This is a genomic window from Streptomyces sp. NPDC107471, assembly GCF_055582845.1.
The window spans coordinates 350,141-364,302 of record NZ_JBVJPC010000003.1; the positions used below are offsets into that span (position 1 = coordinate 350,141).

Consider the following 14,162-nt stretch of genomic DNA (forward strand, 5'->3'; position numbering starts at 1 on the left):
GGAAAGAGAAGGCAGGTATCGGCCAGATGAGGCTCCCCGTTCTCAGCGATGAGGAAATGAACCCGCGGCAGCAGGAGCTGGCCGCCCGGATCGCCGGTCGCCGCGGTGCCGTCCGCGGACCGTTCCGGGTGTGGCTGCACAGCCCCGAGATGTGCGAACGGGCCGAGTCCCTGGGCGCGTTCGCCCGCTTCGACTGCTCCCTCCCGAAGCACCTGCGGGAACTCGCGCTGCTGATGGCCGCCCGCAACTGGGACGCCCAGTACTCCTGGAACGCGCACGTCCACCAGGCGATCGAGGCGGGCGTTCCCGAGGCCGCCGTCAAGGCCATCGCCGAGAAGCGCGAGGCCGTCCTCGACACCGAGGCCGACCAGGCCTTCTACCGGTTCTGCCGGGAGGTCCTCGACGACCACTTCGTCAGCGACGAGACCTTCGCTGCGGCGCTCCGGCACTTCGGCTCCCGGGGCCTCGTCGACACCATCGGCGCGCTCGGCAACTTCACCATGCTCGGCATGTGCCTGAACACCTTCCAGGTGGACCTCCAGGCCGACAGGGAACCGCCCTTCCCCGACATCCGCGGCTACCGCCGGGTGACGCCCGAGGGTGAGCGGCCGTGACCCCGGTGCCCGCCGTCACCCCGGTGCTACGGGTCCGGGGCGTCACCAAGTCGTTCGGCGGGGCCGCCGCCCTCAAAGGGGTCGACCTCGACCTGTACCCCGGCGAGATCCACGCCCTCATGGGCATGAACGGGGCCGGCAAGTCCACGCTGGTGCAGGTCCTCTCCGGCGCTCACCAGGCGGACGGCGGCACCGTCGAGATCAACGGCGTGCGGCACTCCGCCCTGACCGTCCGCAAGGCCCGCAGGCTCGGCATCGCGTGTGTGCCGCAACGCCGCGAGCTGGCCCCGGGACTGACCGTCGCCGAGAACGTCATGCTCGGCGACCTGCCCACCCGCGGCCCCGCCGTGCGCTGGAAGGCCGTACGGGAGCAAGCCCGGCGGGCCCTGTCCGGGCTCGGCATCGACATCGACGTCGAGCGCGTCGCCGGGACCCTCACGGTGGCCGAGCAGACCATGGTCGAGGTGGCCCGCGAGGTGCGCCGCGGCGGCCGGATCCTCATCCTCGACGAGCCGACGGCCTGTCTCAGCGCGCGGGACTCCGACCGGATCCGTGCCCTGGTGCGCACCCTGCGGGACGACGGGGTCGCCGTCGTCTACATCTCCCACTACATCGACGAGGTCATGGCCGTCGCCGACCGCCTCACCGTGCTGCGCGACGGGGCGGTGGTCACCAGCGCCCCGGCCGCGGACACCGACGCGGCGAGGCTGGTCCGCGCCATGGTCGGCCGGGACGTGGTCTCCCGGCGCCCCGAGCGGCCCGCGCCGAAGGACGAACACGGGCTCGTCGTCCGGGGGTTGACCCATGGCCGGGCCGTCCGGGATCTCACCGTCGAGGTCCGCAGGGGTGAGGTCGTCGCCGTCCTCGGACCCGCGGGTGACGCCCAGTCGCGACTGTTCGACCTGCTGTCCGGGCGACGGCGGCCCGACGCCGGCACCCTCCACGTGGACGGCCGGCGCGTGCCGTTCGGCCGGGTCGCCGCCTCGCTCGCCGGCGGGCTGCGCTGCGTCACCGGCGACCGCCGCACCCTGGGCCTGGTCCAGGGGCTGTCCCTGGACGAGAACCTGATGCTGGCCGGCGACCGCCTCGCCCGCCGAAGGATCCACCGCCGCGGTGAACTCGCCCGCCGGGCCGCCCCGTTGCGCAGCAGCTACGGCGTGGTCGCCCTCGCCGGCAACCCGCCCGTGGGCGCCCTGTCCGGCGGCAACCAGCAGAAGGTGCTGCTGGGCAAGTGGCTGGAGACCGACCCGGTCGCCTGCTTCCTGGAGGACCCCACCAACGGCGTGGACGTCGCCGCCATGGCCGACATCCACGCCCTCGTCGACGACCTCGCCTCCCGCGGGGTCGCCGTCCTGCTCGCCTCCTCCTCCGCCGAGGAGGTCATGCGCCTCGCCGACCGGGTCGTCGTCGTCAGCGCGGGCCGCACCGTCGCCGAGCACGACATCACCGCCATCACCCGCGACGAACTCGTCGCCACCGCACTCGGAGGTCAGCCGAAGTGAGCCTCAAGACCCCCTCGGCCGCCACCCCGGACACCGCGGTCGAAGACGCCCGACCCCGCCGGTCCGCGAAGGAACTGCTGCACGTCCCGCACGGCGGACTCGTCGTCGTCCTCGTCCTGGTGGCCGTGTTCACCGCCGTCCAGGCCGACTCCTTCACCACCTCGCAGAACCTGCTCAACGTGCTCCGCCAGATCAGCGTCACCGCCGTCATCGCGGCCGGCCTCACCCTGCTGATGACCGCGGGCGGCATGGACTTCTCCATGGGCAGCAACGCGTCCGTCACCGTGTCGGTGGGCGCGACCCTGCTCCACGACGGGCGGCCGACCTACCTCACGGTGGTCGTCACCCTGCTGCTCGCCACCCTGATCGGCCTGGTCAACGGCCTCGTGGTGACCTTCACCCGGGTCGCGCCCTTCGTCGCCACGCTCGCCTCCGCGATGCTCCTCGACGGGGTCGCCCTGCTCGTCCTCGACGGGGAGTCGGTCACCATCGGGCAGCGGATGTGGGCCCTCGGCAACTCCAAGGTGCTCGGCGTCCCCTGCCTGTGCGTCGTGGCCGTCCTGGTGCTCGCCCTGATCGGCCTGGCCATGCGGTTCACCACCTTCGGCCGGGACGCCTTCGCGATGGGCGGCAACGAGCACGTGGCCCGGCTCAGCGGCATCAACGTCTCCGGACGCAAACTCGCGCTGTACGCCCTCGCGGGCGGCCTCGCCGGGCTCGCCGGGCTGATGCTGCTGTCCCGCCTCGGCGCCGCCGCGCCCAACACCGGTGGCCTGCAACTGCAGTTGACCGCCGTCGCCGCGGTGGTGATCGGCGGCACCTCCCTGGCCGGGGGGCACGGGACCGTCGTGGGGACCGTGCTCGGCGTGGTGCTGCTCGGAGTCGTCGCCAACGCGCTGAACCTGCTCCAGGTCAACAGCTACTACCAGTACGTCGTGACCGGCGGGGTGCTGCTCGTCGCGGCGGTCATCAACGAGTTCCAGCGCAAGTCCGTGCCGGGCCACTGACCCCGCCCCCTGCACACACCCTCACTTCAACGACGAAGGAAAGGCCCTGCCATGAAGCCCACCGTCCTGCCCCGTGCCCGAACGCACTCGCGCGGGGGGAGTCCCGTCCGCCGCACCACCGCGGTCTCGCTGATCGGCGTCGCCGCCCTGGTGCTCTCGGGTTGCGGTTCCGGCTCCGATGCCGGGAGCGCCGTCGACGGCTCGGTCACCCTCGGGTTCGTCAACGGGGCCAACACCCACTTCCACCAGTGCCTGCTGAAGGCGGTCGAGCAGACGGCGAAGGCCGAGAAGGCCACCGTCTACTCGGCCAACTCCAAGCAGGACGCCGGTACCGAGCTGTCCAACATCGAGGACATGATCGCCCGGAACGTGGACGCGCTGATCGTGCAGACCGTCAACGTCGACGCCCTCGAAGGCGACATAGCCAAGGCCAGGAGCGCCGGCATCCCCATCTACCTGACGTCCGTGGCCACTTCGGACACCTCCGACGTCCTCGGGGTCGCCAAGGTCGACCTGAAGCAGGTCGGTGCGCTGGACGCCGGATGGATCAAGAAGGACGCCGCCGGAAAGGCGGCGAAGGTGGGCATCGTCGCCGGGGCTCCCGGCGCCGCCTCCGACCTGCTGGTGGGCGGCTTCAAGAGCGCCCTCCCCGCGACCGCGAAGGTCGTGGCCGAGCAGCCCGGCATGTTCAACCCGGCCAAGGCGCAGGACGTCGCCGAGAACATGATCCAGGCCCAGCCCGACCTCGACTACGCCTTCGTCGCCAACGAGGAGATGGCCTTCGCGGTCCGCAAGGCCTTCGACGCGGCCGGCGCCGAGGACGTCCGGATCGTCAGCGTCAACGGCACGGAGGACGGGATCGCGGCCGTGAAAAGCGGGCAGCTCTCCGCGACCGTCGCCAACTCGGCCATGACCATCGGAGCGACCGCGGTCAGGAACACGATCGGCCTGCTGAACAAGGACAAGACTGTTGACAAGATTGCCGACATTCCTCTTGTCTTGGTGACCGAAAACAACCTGGACGAGGCACCGCAGTACTGCCCCAGCTAAGGAGCCACCCATGGACCGCCTGCTTCTCATGCACAGCTTCGTCACCGTGGCTCAGGTGGGCAGTTTCAGCGGGGCCGCCAAGAAGCTCGGCTCCTCCGGCTCACTGGTGTCACGGCACGTCGCCGAGCTGGAACGGCAGGTGGGCGTACGCCTGGTCAACCGCACGGCCCGCTCGGTGAGCCTCACCGAGCCCGGCCGGCGGTACGCCGAATTCGCCGCCCGCATTCTCGACGAGATCGATGCCGAGGACGCCGGAATCGCCGAGTCGCACGACCGCGCGGAAGGCACGCTCAGCATCATCTGTCCGAAATGGATAGGCAGTCTGGATCTCGGGGACGCCATCGCTGCCTTTTCCGCCGCACACCCCCGCATCCAGATCCGCTTCGAACTCGGCGGAATGTCCGACCGTACCTACGACTTTCTCGACAGCGGATTCGACATCGCCTTCCACACCAGGGATCTGCGCGACTCCAGCGTCCGTCTGAAAAAGGTCTCCTCACTGCCGTTCGTGCTCTGCGCGTCCCAGGCGTACCTCGACCGGCACGGCACCCTCACCCACCCGAACGACCTCGCCCGGCACGACTGCCTGGTCCATGTGAACGACCCGGTCTGGCGCATCGGCCACGGCCACGCGAGCACCCTGCACAAGATCCGCAACATCGCCTTCTCGTCCAACTCCTACATCGCGCTGCAGAAGGCCGCCGTGCACGGCCGGGGTCTCGCGCTGCTGCCCCAGCGTCCGGTCTACGACGACCTCGTCTCCGGGGCCCTGCAGGTCCTGCTCCCCGACCTCGCGGTCCCCGACCGTCCGCTGTACGCGATCTACGGCCCCGGGCACGACACCCCGCGCAAGGTGAGCGTCTTCCTGGACTTCCTGAGCGACTGGTTCTCGCAGAACCCCATTCCGGCGATCCGGTCCTAGGCCCGCTCAGCCCGCAAGAAACGATTGCGCACCTCGTGCGGCTCGCTCCATTGAGGCTCGTACCAGGCGAATCCTACGCTCACGAGGCGACCCGGAAACGAGGAATGCATGGGAATCCAGAGAATCGAATCGGTCACCTACGCCATCGACGACCTCGGCGCCTGCGTCCGGTTCTTCGAGGACTTCGGACTGTTCCCGGTGGAACGGACCGACGAGCACGCGGTGTTCGAGACGCTCACCGGCCAGACGCTCCACCTGGACACCGCACCGGGCCCGCTGCTCCCGCCGCCCGTCGAGGACGGACCCACCCTGCGCGAGGTGGTGTGGGGCGTCGACACCCGGGAGGAACTGGACCGGCTGGTGGCCGCGGCCGGCAAGGACCGCGAGATCCGGGGGAGCGCCGACGGAGTCCACCACACCGTCGACGAGACCGGGTTCGGCGTCGGCCTGGCCCTCGCCCGGCCCAGGCCCGCCCCTCTCACCCCGCGCCCCGCCAACACGCTGGGCGGTGTCCACCGCTGGAACACCCCCCTGGAGCCCCTGGGGCGCGCGTACCCGCTGCGGATGTGCCATGTGGCCCTGAACATCCCGAAGTCCGGCAGGGAGGCGGCGGTCGCGTTCTACACCGGGCGTCTCGGCTTCCGTCCGACCGACGTCGTCGAGCCGATGGGCGTCTTCCTGCGGGCCCCCGGCGACGACGACCAGCACACCATGCTGCTGTGCCACCGCCCCGACCGCGCCGGGATCAACCACATCGCCTACGAGGTCCCCGGCTTCGACGACGTCGTGGAGGGCGGCAACTTCATGATCGAGCGCGGCTGGCGGGAGGCCCGCCGGCTCGGGCGGCACACCATCGGCTCCAACGTCTTCCGCTTCCTCCACGCCCCCTGCGGCGGCCGCGTGGAGTACGCCGCCGACATGGACCGCGTCGACGACTCCTACGGGACCCGCGTCCACGAGAGCACCCCGCCGCACCACATCTGGGCCCTGCGGACCCACCGCGACCAGGACGCGCCGGCCTCCTGACGCACCCTTTCCCCTCCCTCGCCGAGGCCGACCACGACCCCGGAGAGCCAGCCCGAGAGGCACCCACCCATGACCACCGACCACGGCTACCCCGCCGTCCGCATGCACATGGCGGGCGAGTGGTGCGAGGGCGGAACCGGCACCACCGCCCCGATCGTGAACCCCGCCACCGAGGAGGCGATCGGCGAAGTACCGCTGGCCACCCCGGCCGACCTCGACCGCGCCCTCGACGCCGCCGAGGAGGGCTTCCGTGTCTGGCGCGGCACACCCGTAGCCCGGCGCACCGAGATCCTGCACGCCGCCGCCGACCTGATCGCCGAACGCGCCGTCGAGCTCGGCCGGATCAGCACCCTGGAACAGGGCAAACCCCTCACCGAGTCCGTCGGCGAGGCCCGCCGCACCGCCGAGACCCTGCGGTGGCACGCCGACGACGCCCGCCGCGCCTACGGCCGGATCGTCCCGTCGGACCCCGGCACCGTCCTGACCGTGCGCCGCGAACCGATCGGCCCGGTCGCCGCGTTCGTCCCCTGGAACTTCCCGGTCGGCGGCCCCAACCGGAAGATCTCCTCGGCCCTGTCCGCCGGCTGCTCGCTCGTCATCAAGGCCTCCGAGGAGACCCCGGCCACCGCCGCCGCCCTCGTCGCCTGCTACGCCGACGCGGGCCTGCCGGCCGGTGTCCTCAACCTCGTCTTCGGTGAGCCCGCCGAAGTCTCGGCCCGTCTCATCGCCTCCCCGGTCACCCGCCTGGTCGCCTTCACCGGCTCCGTCCCCGTCGGCAAGCTCCTCGCCGCCGAGGCCGGCAGGGTCATGAAGCCCTCCCTGATGGAACTCGGCGGCCACGCCCCGGTGATCGTGTGCCCCGACGCCGACCCGCGGCAGGCGGCGCGCCGGGCGGCCCGGGCCAAGTTCGCCAACGCCGGGCAGGTCTGCACCTCCCCGAGCCGCTTCCTCGTCCACGAGAGCCTGGTCGAGGAGTTCACCGACGAGTTCGTGACGGCCGCAGAGGAGACGGTCGTCGGCGACGGCCTGGCCGACGGCACCACGATGGGCCCCCTCGCCAACGAGCGCCGCCTGAAGGCGATGGAACGCCTCACCGCCGACGCCGTCGCCCGCGGCGCCAAGATCCGCAGCGGCGGCGAACGGCTCGCCCGGCGGGGCTACTTCTTCGCCCCGACGGTGCTGACGGACGTACCCGGGGACGCACTGCTGCTGCACGAGGAACCGTTCGGACCGATCGCGCCGATCGTGCCGTACGCCGACCTCGACGAGGCACTCGCGACCGCGAACGCGCTCCCGTACGGCCTCGCCGCCTACGGCTTCACCCGCTCCGCCGCCACCGCCGAACGCCTCTCCGCTGAGCTGGAGGCCGGCATCCTCTCCCTCAACCACTGCGGCGGCTCGGTCCACGAGGCCCCCTCCGGCGGGGTGAAGGACAGCGGCTACGGCCGGGAGGGCGGCCCCGAGGCCCTGGACGCCTACCTGGTCACCAAGCGCGTCTCCCACCTGCTGGTGCCATGAGGTACGCGCGCGTCTCCGTCGGCGGCCGGGCGGTGTGGGGCCGGGTGGGGGAGTCCGAGATCGAGCTGCTGTCCGGCTCGCCCCTGACCGGCGACCCCGACGTCATCGGTACGACGCCGCGCGCGACGGCCGTGTGGCTGCCGCCGGTCCTGCCGTCCGTCTTCTACGCGGTCGGCTACAACTACCCCCGCCACATCGCCCACGCGGGAGCGGCGACCCCCGAGCGCCCCGAGGTCGGCTACCGCGCCAACAACGCGCTCACCGGCCATGGTTCGCCGATCGTCAGACCCGTCGAGGTCGAGGGCCGCTTCGAGGCCGAACCCGAACTCGTCGCCGTCATCGGCCGCACGGTCCGGCACGCCACCCTCGCGGAGGCACGCGGTTCCGTCTTCGGCTGGACCATCGGCAACGACGTCAGCGCCCGCACCTGGCAGCACCAGGACCGCACCTTCTGGCGCAGCAAGAACAGCGACACCTTCAAGCCGATGGGCCCCTGGATCGAGACGGACGTCGACGCCCTCGCGCAGACGACCACCCTCAGGGTCAACGGCTCGGAGCGCGCCCGGTTCGCCACCGGCGACATGGTCCACGACCCCTTCGACCACATCGTCGAGATGACCCGCCACCTCACCCTGCACCCCGGTGACGTGCTGTGGATGGGCGCCGAGTCGGTCTGCCAGATCGAGCCGGGCGACACCGTGGACATCGAGATCAGCGGCATCGGTGTGCTGTCCAACCCCGTACACCTGGAAGGGAAACGAGCATGAGCAGGGAACCCCGGTACATCCACCACGTCAACTTCCCCACGACCGACCCCGACCGCACGGCCGAGTGGTACACGAAGGTCTTCGGGATGAAGCGGATCATGCCCAAGTCCAACACCCGCGTGGTGCTGATGACCCGCGGCAACTTCGACCTGCACTTCACCCCGGTCGAGGAGATGGAGCGCATGGCGCCCTACCACTTCGCCGTCGAGGTCGACGACTGGGACGACTTCCTGGAGCACCTCAAGGAGCTGGGCATCCGGCACACCCGGCCCATCCAACGCCCCGAGAACCAGTCGAAGTTCTGCTACATCCACGACCCCGACCACACCATGATCGAGCTGGTCTGGCACGGCAAGCGCCCCAACTGACCCACGTACCCACGGGAGTTCATCCTCATGCCCTATGCCGACTCCGACGGCACCGCCATCTACTACGAGCGCCACGGCAGCGGCCCGGCGATCCTGTTCGTGCACGGCAGCGGCGGCCACCACGCCGCCTGGTGGCAGCAGGTCGCCGCCCTGCGCGCCGACTTCACCGTCCTCACCGTCGACCTGCGCGGTTTCGGCAGGTCCGACTCGTCCATGCCGGAGTTCGACGGCCAGGACTTCCCCGGCGACATCGTGGCCGTCCTCGACGCCGAGGACCTGACCGACGTCATGCTGGTCGGCCAGTCCATCGGCTCGGTCGCCGCCCTGCGCGCCGGCCTGACACGCCCCGAGCGGGTCTCCTCCGTCGTCCTCGGCCACTCCCTGGGCGGCATCGACCACCCCGAGCTGAGGGAACTGGCCGCCGCCGACCGCGCCGAAGCCGTACGACTGCCCGTGATCGACCGGCTCCTCACGAAGCCGTTCCAGTCGCAGCGGGCCGACCTCACCTTCCTGTTCCAGCAGATGGGCACCTTCAACGCCGCCCGGATGCAGGACCTGCGCAACCTCGACACGAACGGGCCGTCCCTGGCGGAGATCCAGGCGTCCGGCGTCCGGATCGCCTTCCTCGCGGGCGAGCAGGACGCGGTCCTCGGCGTGAAGACGGTGACCCGCGCCCACGAACTGCTCCCCGGCTCGCACCTGGAGATCGTCGAGGGCGCCCCGCACTCCATGTACTGGGAGACACCGGACCCCTACAACGCGGTCGTCGCCCGCCTGCGCCGCACCCTCACCGCACCGAAGGAAGCCGTATGAGTACCCTCACCCTGGACGCCGCCGAGGCGATCGTCGACGCCGCCCACCAGCGCGCCCGGGCCGTCGGGAAGGCGGTGAGCGTGGCCGTCGTGGACGCGGGCGGATTCCCCGTCGCCGTACGCCGCGCGGACGGCGCCCGCCCCCTCACCCCGGACATCGCCCGCGCCAAGGCCTACACGGCGGCGATCATGCAGCGCCCCGGCACGATGCTGAAGAAGTGGCAGGAGAGCCAGCCGGTGTTCTTCTCCCAGCTCTCCCAACTCCCCGGCGCCGCCCTGCCGATCATGGCCACCGAGGGCAGCGTCACCGTCAAGAAGGACGGCGAGGTCATCGGCGGCCTCGGCATCGCCGGCGGCACCGCCGACGAGGACCAGCGGATCGCCGAGGAGGCCCTCGCGTCCCTCGGCTACGAACTGGAGTTCGCCGCGTGGGGCGTCGCCGGGACGCCGACCGGAAAGGACGCGTGACCCATGGCGGACACCTTCAACTACCGCATCGACCACCACGGCAGCCTGGTCCGGCCCGCCGACCTCGCCACCACCGGCGTCGGACAGGCCGTCGAGGACGCGGTGGCCCTCCAGCGCCACCTGCGCTCCACGGTCGTCACCGACGGCGACTTCCCCCGGGAGGACTTCCGCAGCGCGGTCCTCGACGGGGTGTCGGGATTCCGCCGTACCGAGGAGACGGGCCCCGACGGCCTGGTCCGCTGGGTCGCGGAGTCCCTGCCGAAGGCGGACGGCCCGCTGGTCGCGGACTGGGCGGAGAAACTCGCCGGACTCACGGTGATCGCGCCCAAGGTGGCGCTGCCCTCCCCGGCGTACCTCGCCGCCACGACCTACCGGCCCGGTCTCGGCCCCTCCTCGGTTCAGCAACTCGCCGAGGTGCTGGCGGAGATCGTCCGGGCGGAGATCGAGCTGCTGGTGGCCGGGGGCGTACGCCTCGTCCAGCTCAACAACCCGCTGCTGCTGGAGGGTTCGGACGACGAGGACCTGCTGGCGGCCGACGCCCACGCGGTACGCCTCGACGAGCGCCCCGAGGGCGTCCGGATCGCCGTCTGCCCGGGCCGGCGGGCCCCCGCCGAGGTCGACCGCTCCCGGATCGAGAAGATGTACGAGGCGATCCCGGCCGACCGCTGGGTCCTTCCCTTCGACCAGGGCACCGAGGCCGAACTCGACCTGGTCAGAGCGCTGCCCGAGGACCGTGACGTGTGCCTGGGCGTGGTCGACCCGACCGTGCCCGAGCTGGAGGACATCGACACGGTGCTGACCAGGATCGACGCGGCTGGTGAGGTCAAGGACCTGGAGGACGCGGCGCTGTCGCCCTCCCGGGGCTTCGCCGACGTGGCGAGCCGGCCGCTGCTGAGCGCCGAGGGCCAGCGCCGGAAGATCGTGCTGGTGGAGACGCTGGCCCGGTACGTGTGGGGCAACGAGTTCTGACGCCTTCACAGAAGTTCGGCGAAGGTCACCGACCGCTCCGTGAGCAGCGGCCAGACCCTTTCCACGATGACCTCGCGGAAGTGATCGGTGGCCTTGTGCGCCTCGAAGCCGGCCCGGTCGGCGTACTGCTCGTACAGCAGGAACCCGCCCTCCACGGCGTGCACCTCGTACCCCAGGTTCGCCGGCTCCGCCCGCGTGTGCCCCCGCACCTCCAGCAGCGCGGCGCGCACCGCGCTCTCGTCGGCGGGGTCGCAGTGGTAGCGGGCGATGACTGCAAAGGCCATCCGATTCCTCCAGGTCGCTGGTCCGGCCCGCCGATTCCAGCACGAATCCCCTGATGAGGGGCGCGCGTGCAGCGCAACCAATGTCTGCCGTCCCGGGGCTGGTCCCCTCGTCCCCCGCTGAGGTCTGGTGAACCGCATGCGTACCCTCGAAACCCTGTCCGGCGGCGAGTGGGTGGCGACCGGCCACTGGATCGACGTCCACGATCCGGCCGACGTCCGCGCGCCGATCGCCCGAGTGCCGGCCCTCACCGCCAAGGACGTCACCCGCGCCTACGACCACGCCGAGCGCGCCTTCGGCGGCTGGAAGCGCACCAGCCCCTTCGAACGCGCGAGGATCCTCACCGACGCGGCCCGGCTGATCCGGGAACGGGTGGACGGGATCGCGCGGGACGTCACCGCCGAGAACGGCAAGACCCTGACCGAGTCCACCGGCGAGACCCTCAAGGCCGCCGACTTCCTGGAGTACTACGCCGGACTCGCCCGCCAGGGCTACGGCACCCTCCTGCACGACGTGCGCCCGCACCACCGTGTCCACACCCAGCGCGAGCCCATCGGCGTGATCCTCGTGATCAGCCCCTGGAACGACCCGCTGATCACCCCGGCCCGCAAGCTCGCCCCGCTGCTCGCTACCGGCAACCCGGCCGTGTTCAAGCCGGCCGGTGAAACCCCGCTCGCGGCCCTGCACTTCGCCCGCGCCCTGCACGACGCGGGTCTGCCGGCCGGCGTGCTGAACGTCGTCACGGGCCGCACGGCCGAGATCGAGGAGGCCCTGCTCGACGACCCGAGGATCGCCGGCATCACCTTCACCGGCTCCAACGCCGTCGGCAATCGCATCCGGCGGCGCCTCGCCGACCGCAACGTCCGCTTCCAGGGCGAGCTGGGCGGCAAGAACGCCTCCGTCGTACTGAAGGACGCCGATCCGCAGGCCGCCGCCAGGGCCGTCGTCGCCGCCGCCTTCGGCCAGGCCGGGCAGCGCTGCACCGCCACCAGCCGGGTGATCGTCGAGCGGCCGGCGCACGAGGAGTTCACCCGGCTCCTGGTCGCCGAGGTCGAGACGCTGAGGCTCGGTCCGGGCAGTGACCCGCGGACCACCCTGTGCCCCCTGTCCAGCCCGAAGCAGCGGGACTCCGTCCTCGCCGACCTCGCGCGGGCCGTCGAGCAGGGCGCCACCGTGCTCACCGGGGGGCAGGCCGACACGGACCGCCCCCACGGCTGCTACGTCCGGCCGACCGTCCTCGCCGAGGTCACCCCCGCGATGGCGATCTGGCGCGAGGAAGTCTTCGGACCGGTCCTCGCCGTCCGCGCGGTCGACGACTTCGCCGCTGCCGTCGAAGCGGTCAACGACTCCGACTTCGGCCTCGCCGCCGCCGTCTTCACCCGCGACCTGGCGAGCGCCCACCGCTTCGCCGACGAGGCCGAGTGCGGCCAGGTCGCCGTCAACACCACGACCACCGGCTGGGACGTCCACCTGCCCTTCGGCGGGTTCCACGACTCCGGTACCGCGTACAAGGAGCAGGGCGACGAGGTGCTCCGCTTCTCCACCCGGGTCAAGACGGTGGCGATCAACCTCGGCGCCCCGGAGCAGGACCGTGGCTGACGAGACCGTCGGCGTCGTCGGCGCCGGCATCGTGGGACTGGCCACGGCCCGTGAGATCGCCCTGCGCCGTCCCGGCACCCGGGTCGTGGTCCTGGAGAAGGAGCGGGCGGTCGCCCTCCACCAGACCGGGCACAACTCCGGTGTCGTGCACGCCGGCATCTACTACAAGCCCGGCAGCCTGAAGGCGGACCTCACCGTCCGGGGCGTTTCCCTGCTGCGCGAGTACTGCCAGGACCGCGCGCTGCCGTACCGCGAGATCGGCAAGCTGGTGACGGCCGTGCGCGAGGACGAACTCGGGCGGATGAACGACCTGTACGAGCGGGCCCGCAACAACCACGTGCCCGACCTCAGGAAGGTCTCCCGCGAGGAGATCCGGGAGATCGAGCCGCACGCCGGCGGTGTCGCGGCCCTGCACTCGCCGCGCACCGCGATCACCGACTACCCGGCGATCGCCCGCGCCTTCGCCCAGGACGTCGTGGACTCCGGCGGCGAGGTGCGGCTGGGCTTCCCCGTCACGTCCCTCACGTCCGTGCCCGGCGGGATCGAGGCGGCCTGCGCGCGGGAACGCGTCAGGGTCGACCGGCTGGTCCTGTGCGCGGGCCTCATGTCCGACACGGTCGCGGGACTCGCGCAGGACCGTCCCGAGCCGCGGATCGTGCCGTTCCGGGGCGAGTACATGCTGCTCAGACCGGAGCGGAGCCACCTGGTGCGCGGCCTGGTCTACCCGGTGCCCGACCCCCGGTACCCCTTTCTCGGCGTGCACTTCACGCCCCGCGTGGACGGCAGCGTGGAGGTCGGCCCCAACGCCGTCCTCGCCCTGGCGCGCGAGGGCTACACACGGACCAGGGTCTCCCCGAGAGACCTCCTCGGCCTCGCCGCCTACCCCGGCACCTGGCGGATGGCGGCCCGGCACTGGCGCACCGGCATCAAGGAGTACCGGGGCTCCTTCTCCGTCGCGGCCTTCATGAAGGACGCCGGGCTGTACGTGCCCGCCGTCTCCGCCGCCGACGTCGTGCGCGGCGGGGCCGGTGTGCGCGCCCAGGCACTGGACCGCGACGGCACACTCGTCGACGACTTCCGCATCCATCGCGTCGGCCGTGTCACCGCCGTGCGCAACGCGCCCTCGCCCGCCGCGACGGCGTCGATGGCGATCGCCGAACACATCGCGGACGCCGTGTTCGCGCACTGAGACTTCCCTGCGCAGGGCGCACTTTCTGGTTGCGCTCCCGGGGACTTAGCAAGGCCCCGCCGCCCGCCT

General features: G+C 71.6%; 15 protein-coding genes. 14 read left to right on the plus strand and 1 reads right to left on the minus strand.

Annotated elements, in window-relative coordinates; translation table 11 throughout:
* Positions 1–56 precede the first annotated feature (56 nt).
* The 12 genes from ACZ66S_RS11120 (at position 57) to ACZ66S_RS11175 (ending at position 11,023) form a co-directional block, all read left to right on the plus strand.
* Positions 57–614 (plus strand): carboxymuconolactone decarboxylase family protein, encoded by a 558-nt coding sequence (locus ACZ66S_RS11120; protein ID WP_469901211.1) that lies wholly within the window; start codon positions 57–59, stop codon positions 612–614.
* Complete coding sequence (locus ACZ66S_RS11125; protein ID WP_469901212.1) at positions 611–2,116, plus strand: sugar ABC transporter ATP-binding protein; 1,506 nt, start codon at positions 611–613, stop codon at positions 2,114–2,116. The genes ACZ66S_RS11120 and ACZ66S_RS11125 overlap by 4 nt, the downstream gene beginning before the upstream one ends.
* The gene (locus tag ACZ66S_RS11130; RefSeq protein WP_469901213.1) at positions 2,113–3,123 is read left to right on the plus strand and encodes an ABC transporter permease; all 1,011 of its coding nucleotides are present in this window, start codon (positions 2,113–2,115) and stop codon (positions 3,121–3,123) included. Before ACZ66S_RS11125 ends, ACZ66S_RS11130 begins: the two co-directional genes overlap by 4 nt.
* Positions 3,124–3,174: 51 nt before the next feature.
* Positions 3,175–4,173, plus strand: coding sequence for a sugar ABC transporter substrate-binding protein (locus tag ACZ66S_RS11135; RefSeq protein WP_469901214.1), 999 nt, complete (start codon positions 3,175–3,177; stop codon positions 4,171–4,173).
* 10 nt (positions 4,174–4,183) lie between these two features.
* Positions 4,184–5,095 carry a LysR family transcriptional regulator gene (locus ACZ66S_RS11140; protein WP_469901215.1) on the plus strand — a complete coding sequence of 304 codons (912 nt, stop codon included), beginning with the start codon at positions 4,184–4,186 and terminating at the stop codon, positions 5,093–5,095.
* Positions 5,096–5,203: 108 nt separating this feature from the next.
* On the plus strand, positions 5,204–6,121 hold the full coding sequence (locus tag ACZ66S_RS11145; protein ID WP_469901216.1) for a VOC family protein: 918 nt from the start codon (positions 5,204–5,206) through the stop codon (positions 6,119–6,121).
* 69 nt (positions 6,122–6,190) lie between these two features.
* On the plus strand, positions 6,191–7,639 hold the full coding sequence (locus tag ACZ66S_RS11150) for an NAD-dependent succinate-semialdehyde dehydrogenase (protein ID WP_469901217.1): 1,449 nt from the start codon (positions 6,191–6,193) through the stop codon (positions 7,637–7,639).
* Entirely contained in the window at positions 7,636–8,406 is a 771-nt protein-coding gene (locus ACZ66S_RS11155; RefSeq protein WP_469901218.1) for a fumarylacetoacetate hydrolase family protein, read from the plus strand. The genes ACZ66S_RS11150 and ACZ66S_RS11155 overlap by 4 nt, the downstream gene beginning before the upstream one ends.
* Entirely contained in the window at positions 8,403–8,774 is a 372-nt protein-coding gene (locus ACZ66S_RS11160) for a VOC family protein (RefSeq protein WP_469901219.1), read from the plus strand. The genes ACZ66S_RS11155 and ACZ66S_RS11160 overlap by 4 nt, the downstream gene beginning before the upstream one ends.
* A gap of 27 nt (positions 8,775–8,801) precedes the next feature.
* Positions 8,802–9,587, plus strand: a complete 786-nt coding sequence (locus tag ACZ66S_RS11165) for an alpha/beta fold hydrolase (RefSeq protein WP_469901220.1) — start codon at positions 8,802–8,804, stop codon at positions 9,585–9,587.
* The gene (locus ACZ66S_RS11170) at positions 9,584–10,054 is read left to right on the plus strand and encodes a GlcG/HbpS family heme-binding protein (RefSeq protein ID WP_469901221.1); all 471 of its coding nucleotides are present in this window, start codon (positions 9,584–9,586) and stop codon (positions 10,052–10,054) included. The genes ACZ66S_RS11165 and ACZ66S_RS11170 overlap by 4 nt, the downstream gene beginning before the upstream one ends.
* A gap of 3 nt (positions 10,055–10,057) precedes the next feature.
* A complete protein-coding gene (locus tag ACZ66S_RS11175) occupies positions 10,058–11,023 on the plus strand; it encodes a uroporphyrinogen decarboxylase/cobalamine-independent methonine synthase family protein (protein ID WP_469901222.1) in 966 nt (321 codons plus the stop codon).
* A 5-nt stretch (positions 11,024–11,028) separates the two neighbouring features.
* Here the strand turns inward: ACZ66S_RS11175 and ACZ66S_RS11180 are convergent, their stop codons facing one another.
* Positions 11,029–11,307: a putative quinol monooxygenase gene (locus ACZ66S_RS11180; RefSeq protein ID WP_469901223.1), complete on the minus strand. Its 279-nt coding sequence runs from the start codon at positions 11,305–11,307 to the stop codon at positions 11,029–11,031.
* 136 nt (positions 11,308–11,443) lie between these two features.
* Here ACZ66S_RS11180 and ACZ66S_RS11185 point away from each other — a divergent pair, with 136 nt between their 5' ends.
* A complete protein-coding gene (locus ACZ66S_RS11185; RefSeq protein WP_469901224.1) occupies positions 11,444–12,904 on the plus strand; it encodes an aldehyde dehydrogenase family protein in 1,461 nt (486 codons plus the stop codon).
* The gene (lhgO, locus tag ACZ66S_RS11190) at positions 12,897–14,093 is read left to right on the plus strand and encodes an L-2-hydroxyglutarate oxidase (RefSeq protein WP_469901225.1); all 1,197 of its coding nucleotides are present in this window, start codon (positions 12,897–12,899) and stop codon (positions 14,091–14,093) included. The genes ACZ66S_RS11185 and lhgO overlap by 8 nt, the downstream gene beginning before the upstream one ends.
* The last annotated feature ends 69 nt before the right edge of the window (positions 14,094–14,162 follow it).

What these genes read in the sequence shown, in the direction of transcription:
- ACZ66S_RS11165 (WP_469901220.1), top strand. Translation starts at nt 8,802, where the DNA reads ATGCCCTATGCCGACTCCGACGGCACCGCCATCTACTACGAGCGCCAC.
- ACZ66S_RS11160 (WP_469901219.1), top strand. Translation starts at nt 8,403, where the DNA reads ATGAGCAGGGAACCCCGGTACATCCACCACGTCAACTTCCCCACGACC.
- ACZ66S_RS11175 (WP_469901222.1), top strand. Translation starts at nt 10,058, where the DNA reads ATGGCGGACACCTTCAACTACCGCATCGACCACCACGGCAGCCTGGTC.
- ACZ66S_RS11155 (WP_469901218.1), top strand. Translation starts at nt 7,636, where the DNA reads ATGAGGTACGCGCGCGTCTCCGTCGGCGGCCGGGCGGTGTGGGGCCGG.
- ACZ66S_RS11135 (WP_469901214.1), top strand. Translation starts at nt 3,175, where the DNA reads ATGAAGCCCACCGTCCTGCCCCGTGCCCGAACGCACTCGCGCGGGGGG.
- ACZ66S_RS11170 (WP_469901221.1), top strand. Translation starts at nt 9,584, where the DNA reads ATGAGTACCCTCACCCTGGACGCCGCCGAGGCGATCGTCGACGCCGCC.
- ACZ66S_RS11150 (WP_469901217.1), top strand. Translation starts at nt 6,191, where the DNA reads ATGACCACCGACCACGGCTACCCCGCCGTCCGCATGCACATGGCGGGC.
- ACZ66S_RS11185 (WP_469901224.1), top strand. Translation starts at nt 11,444, where the DNA reads ATGCGTACCCTCGAAACCCTGTCCGGCGGCGAGTGGGTGGCGACCGGC.
- ACZ66S_RS11180 (WP_469901223.1), bottom strand. Translation starts at nt 11,307, where the DNA reads ATGGCCTTTGCAGTCATCGCCCGCTACCACTGCGACCCCGCCGACGAG.
- ACZ66S_RS11145 (WP_469901216.1), top strand. Translation starts at nt 5,204, where the DNA reads ATGGGAATCCAGAGAATCGAATCGGTCACCTACGCCATCGACGACCTC.
- ACZ66S_RS11120 (WP_469901211.1), top strand. Translation starts at nt 57, where the DNA reads ATGAACCCGCGGCAGCAGGAGCTGGCCGCCCGGATCGCCGGTCGCCGC.
- ACZ66S_RS11140 (WP_469901215.1), top strand. Translation starts at nt 4,184, where the DNA reads ATGGACCGCCTGCTTCTCATGCACAGCTTCGTCACCGTGGCTCAGGTG.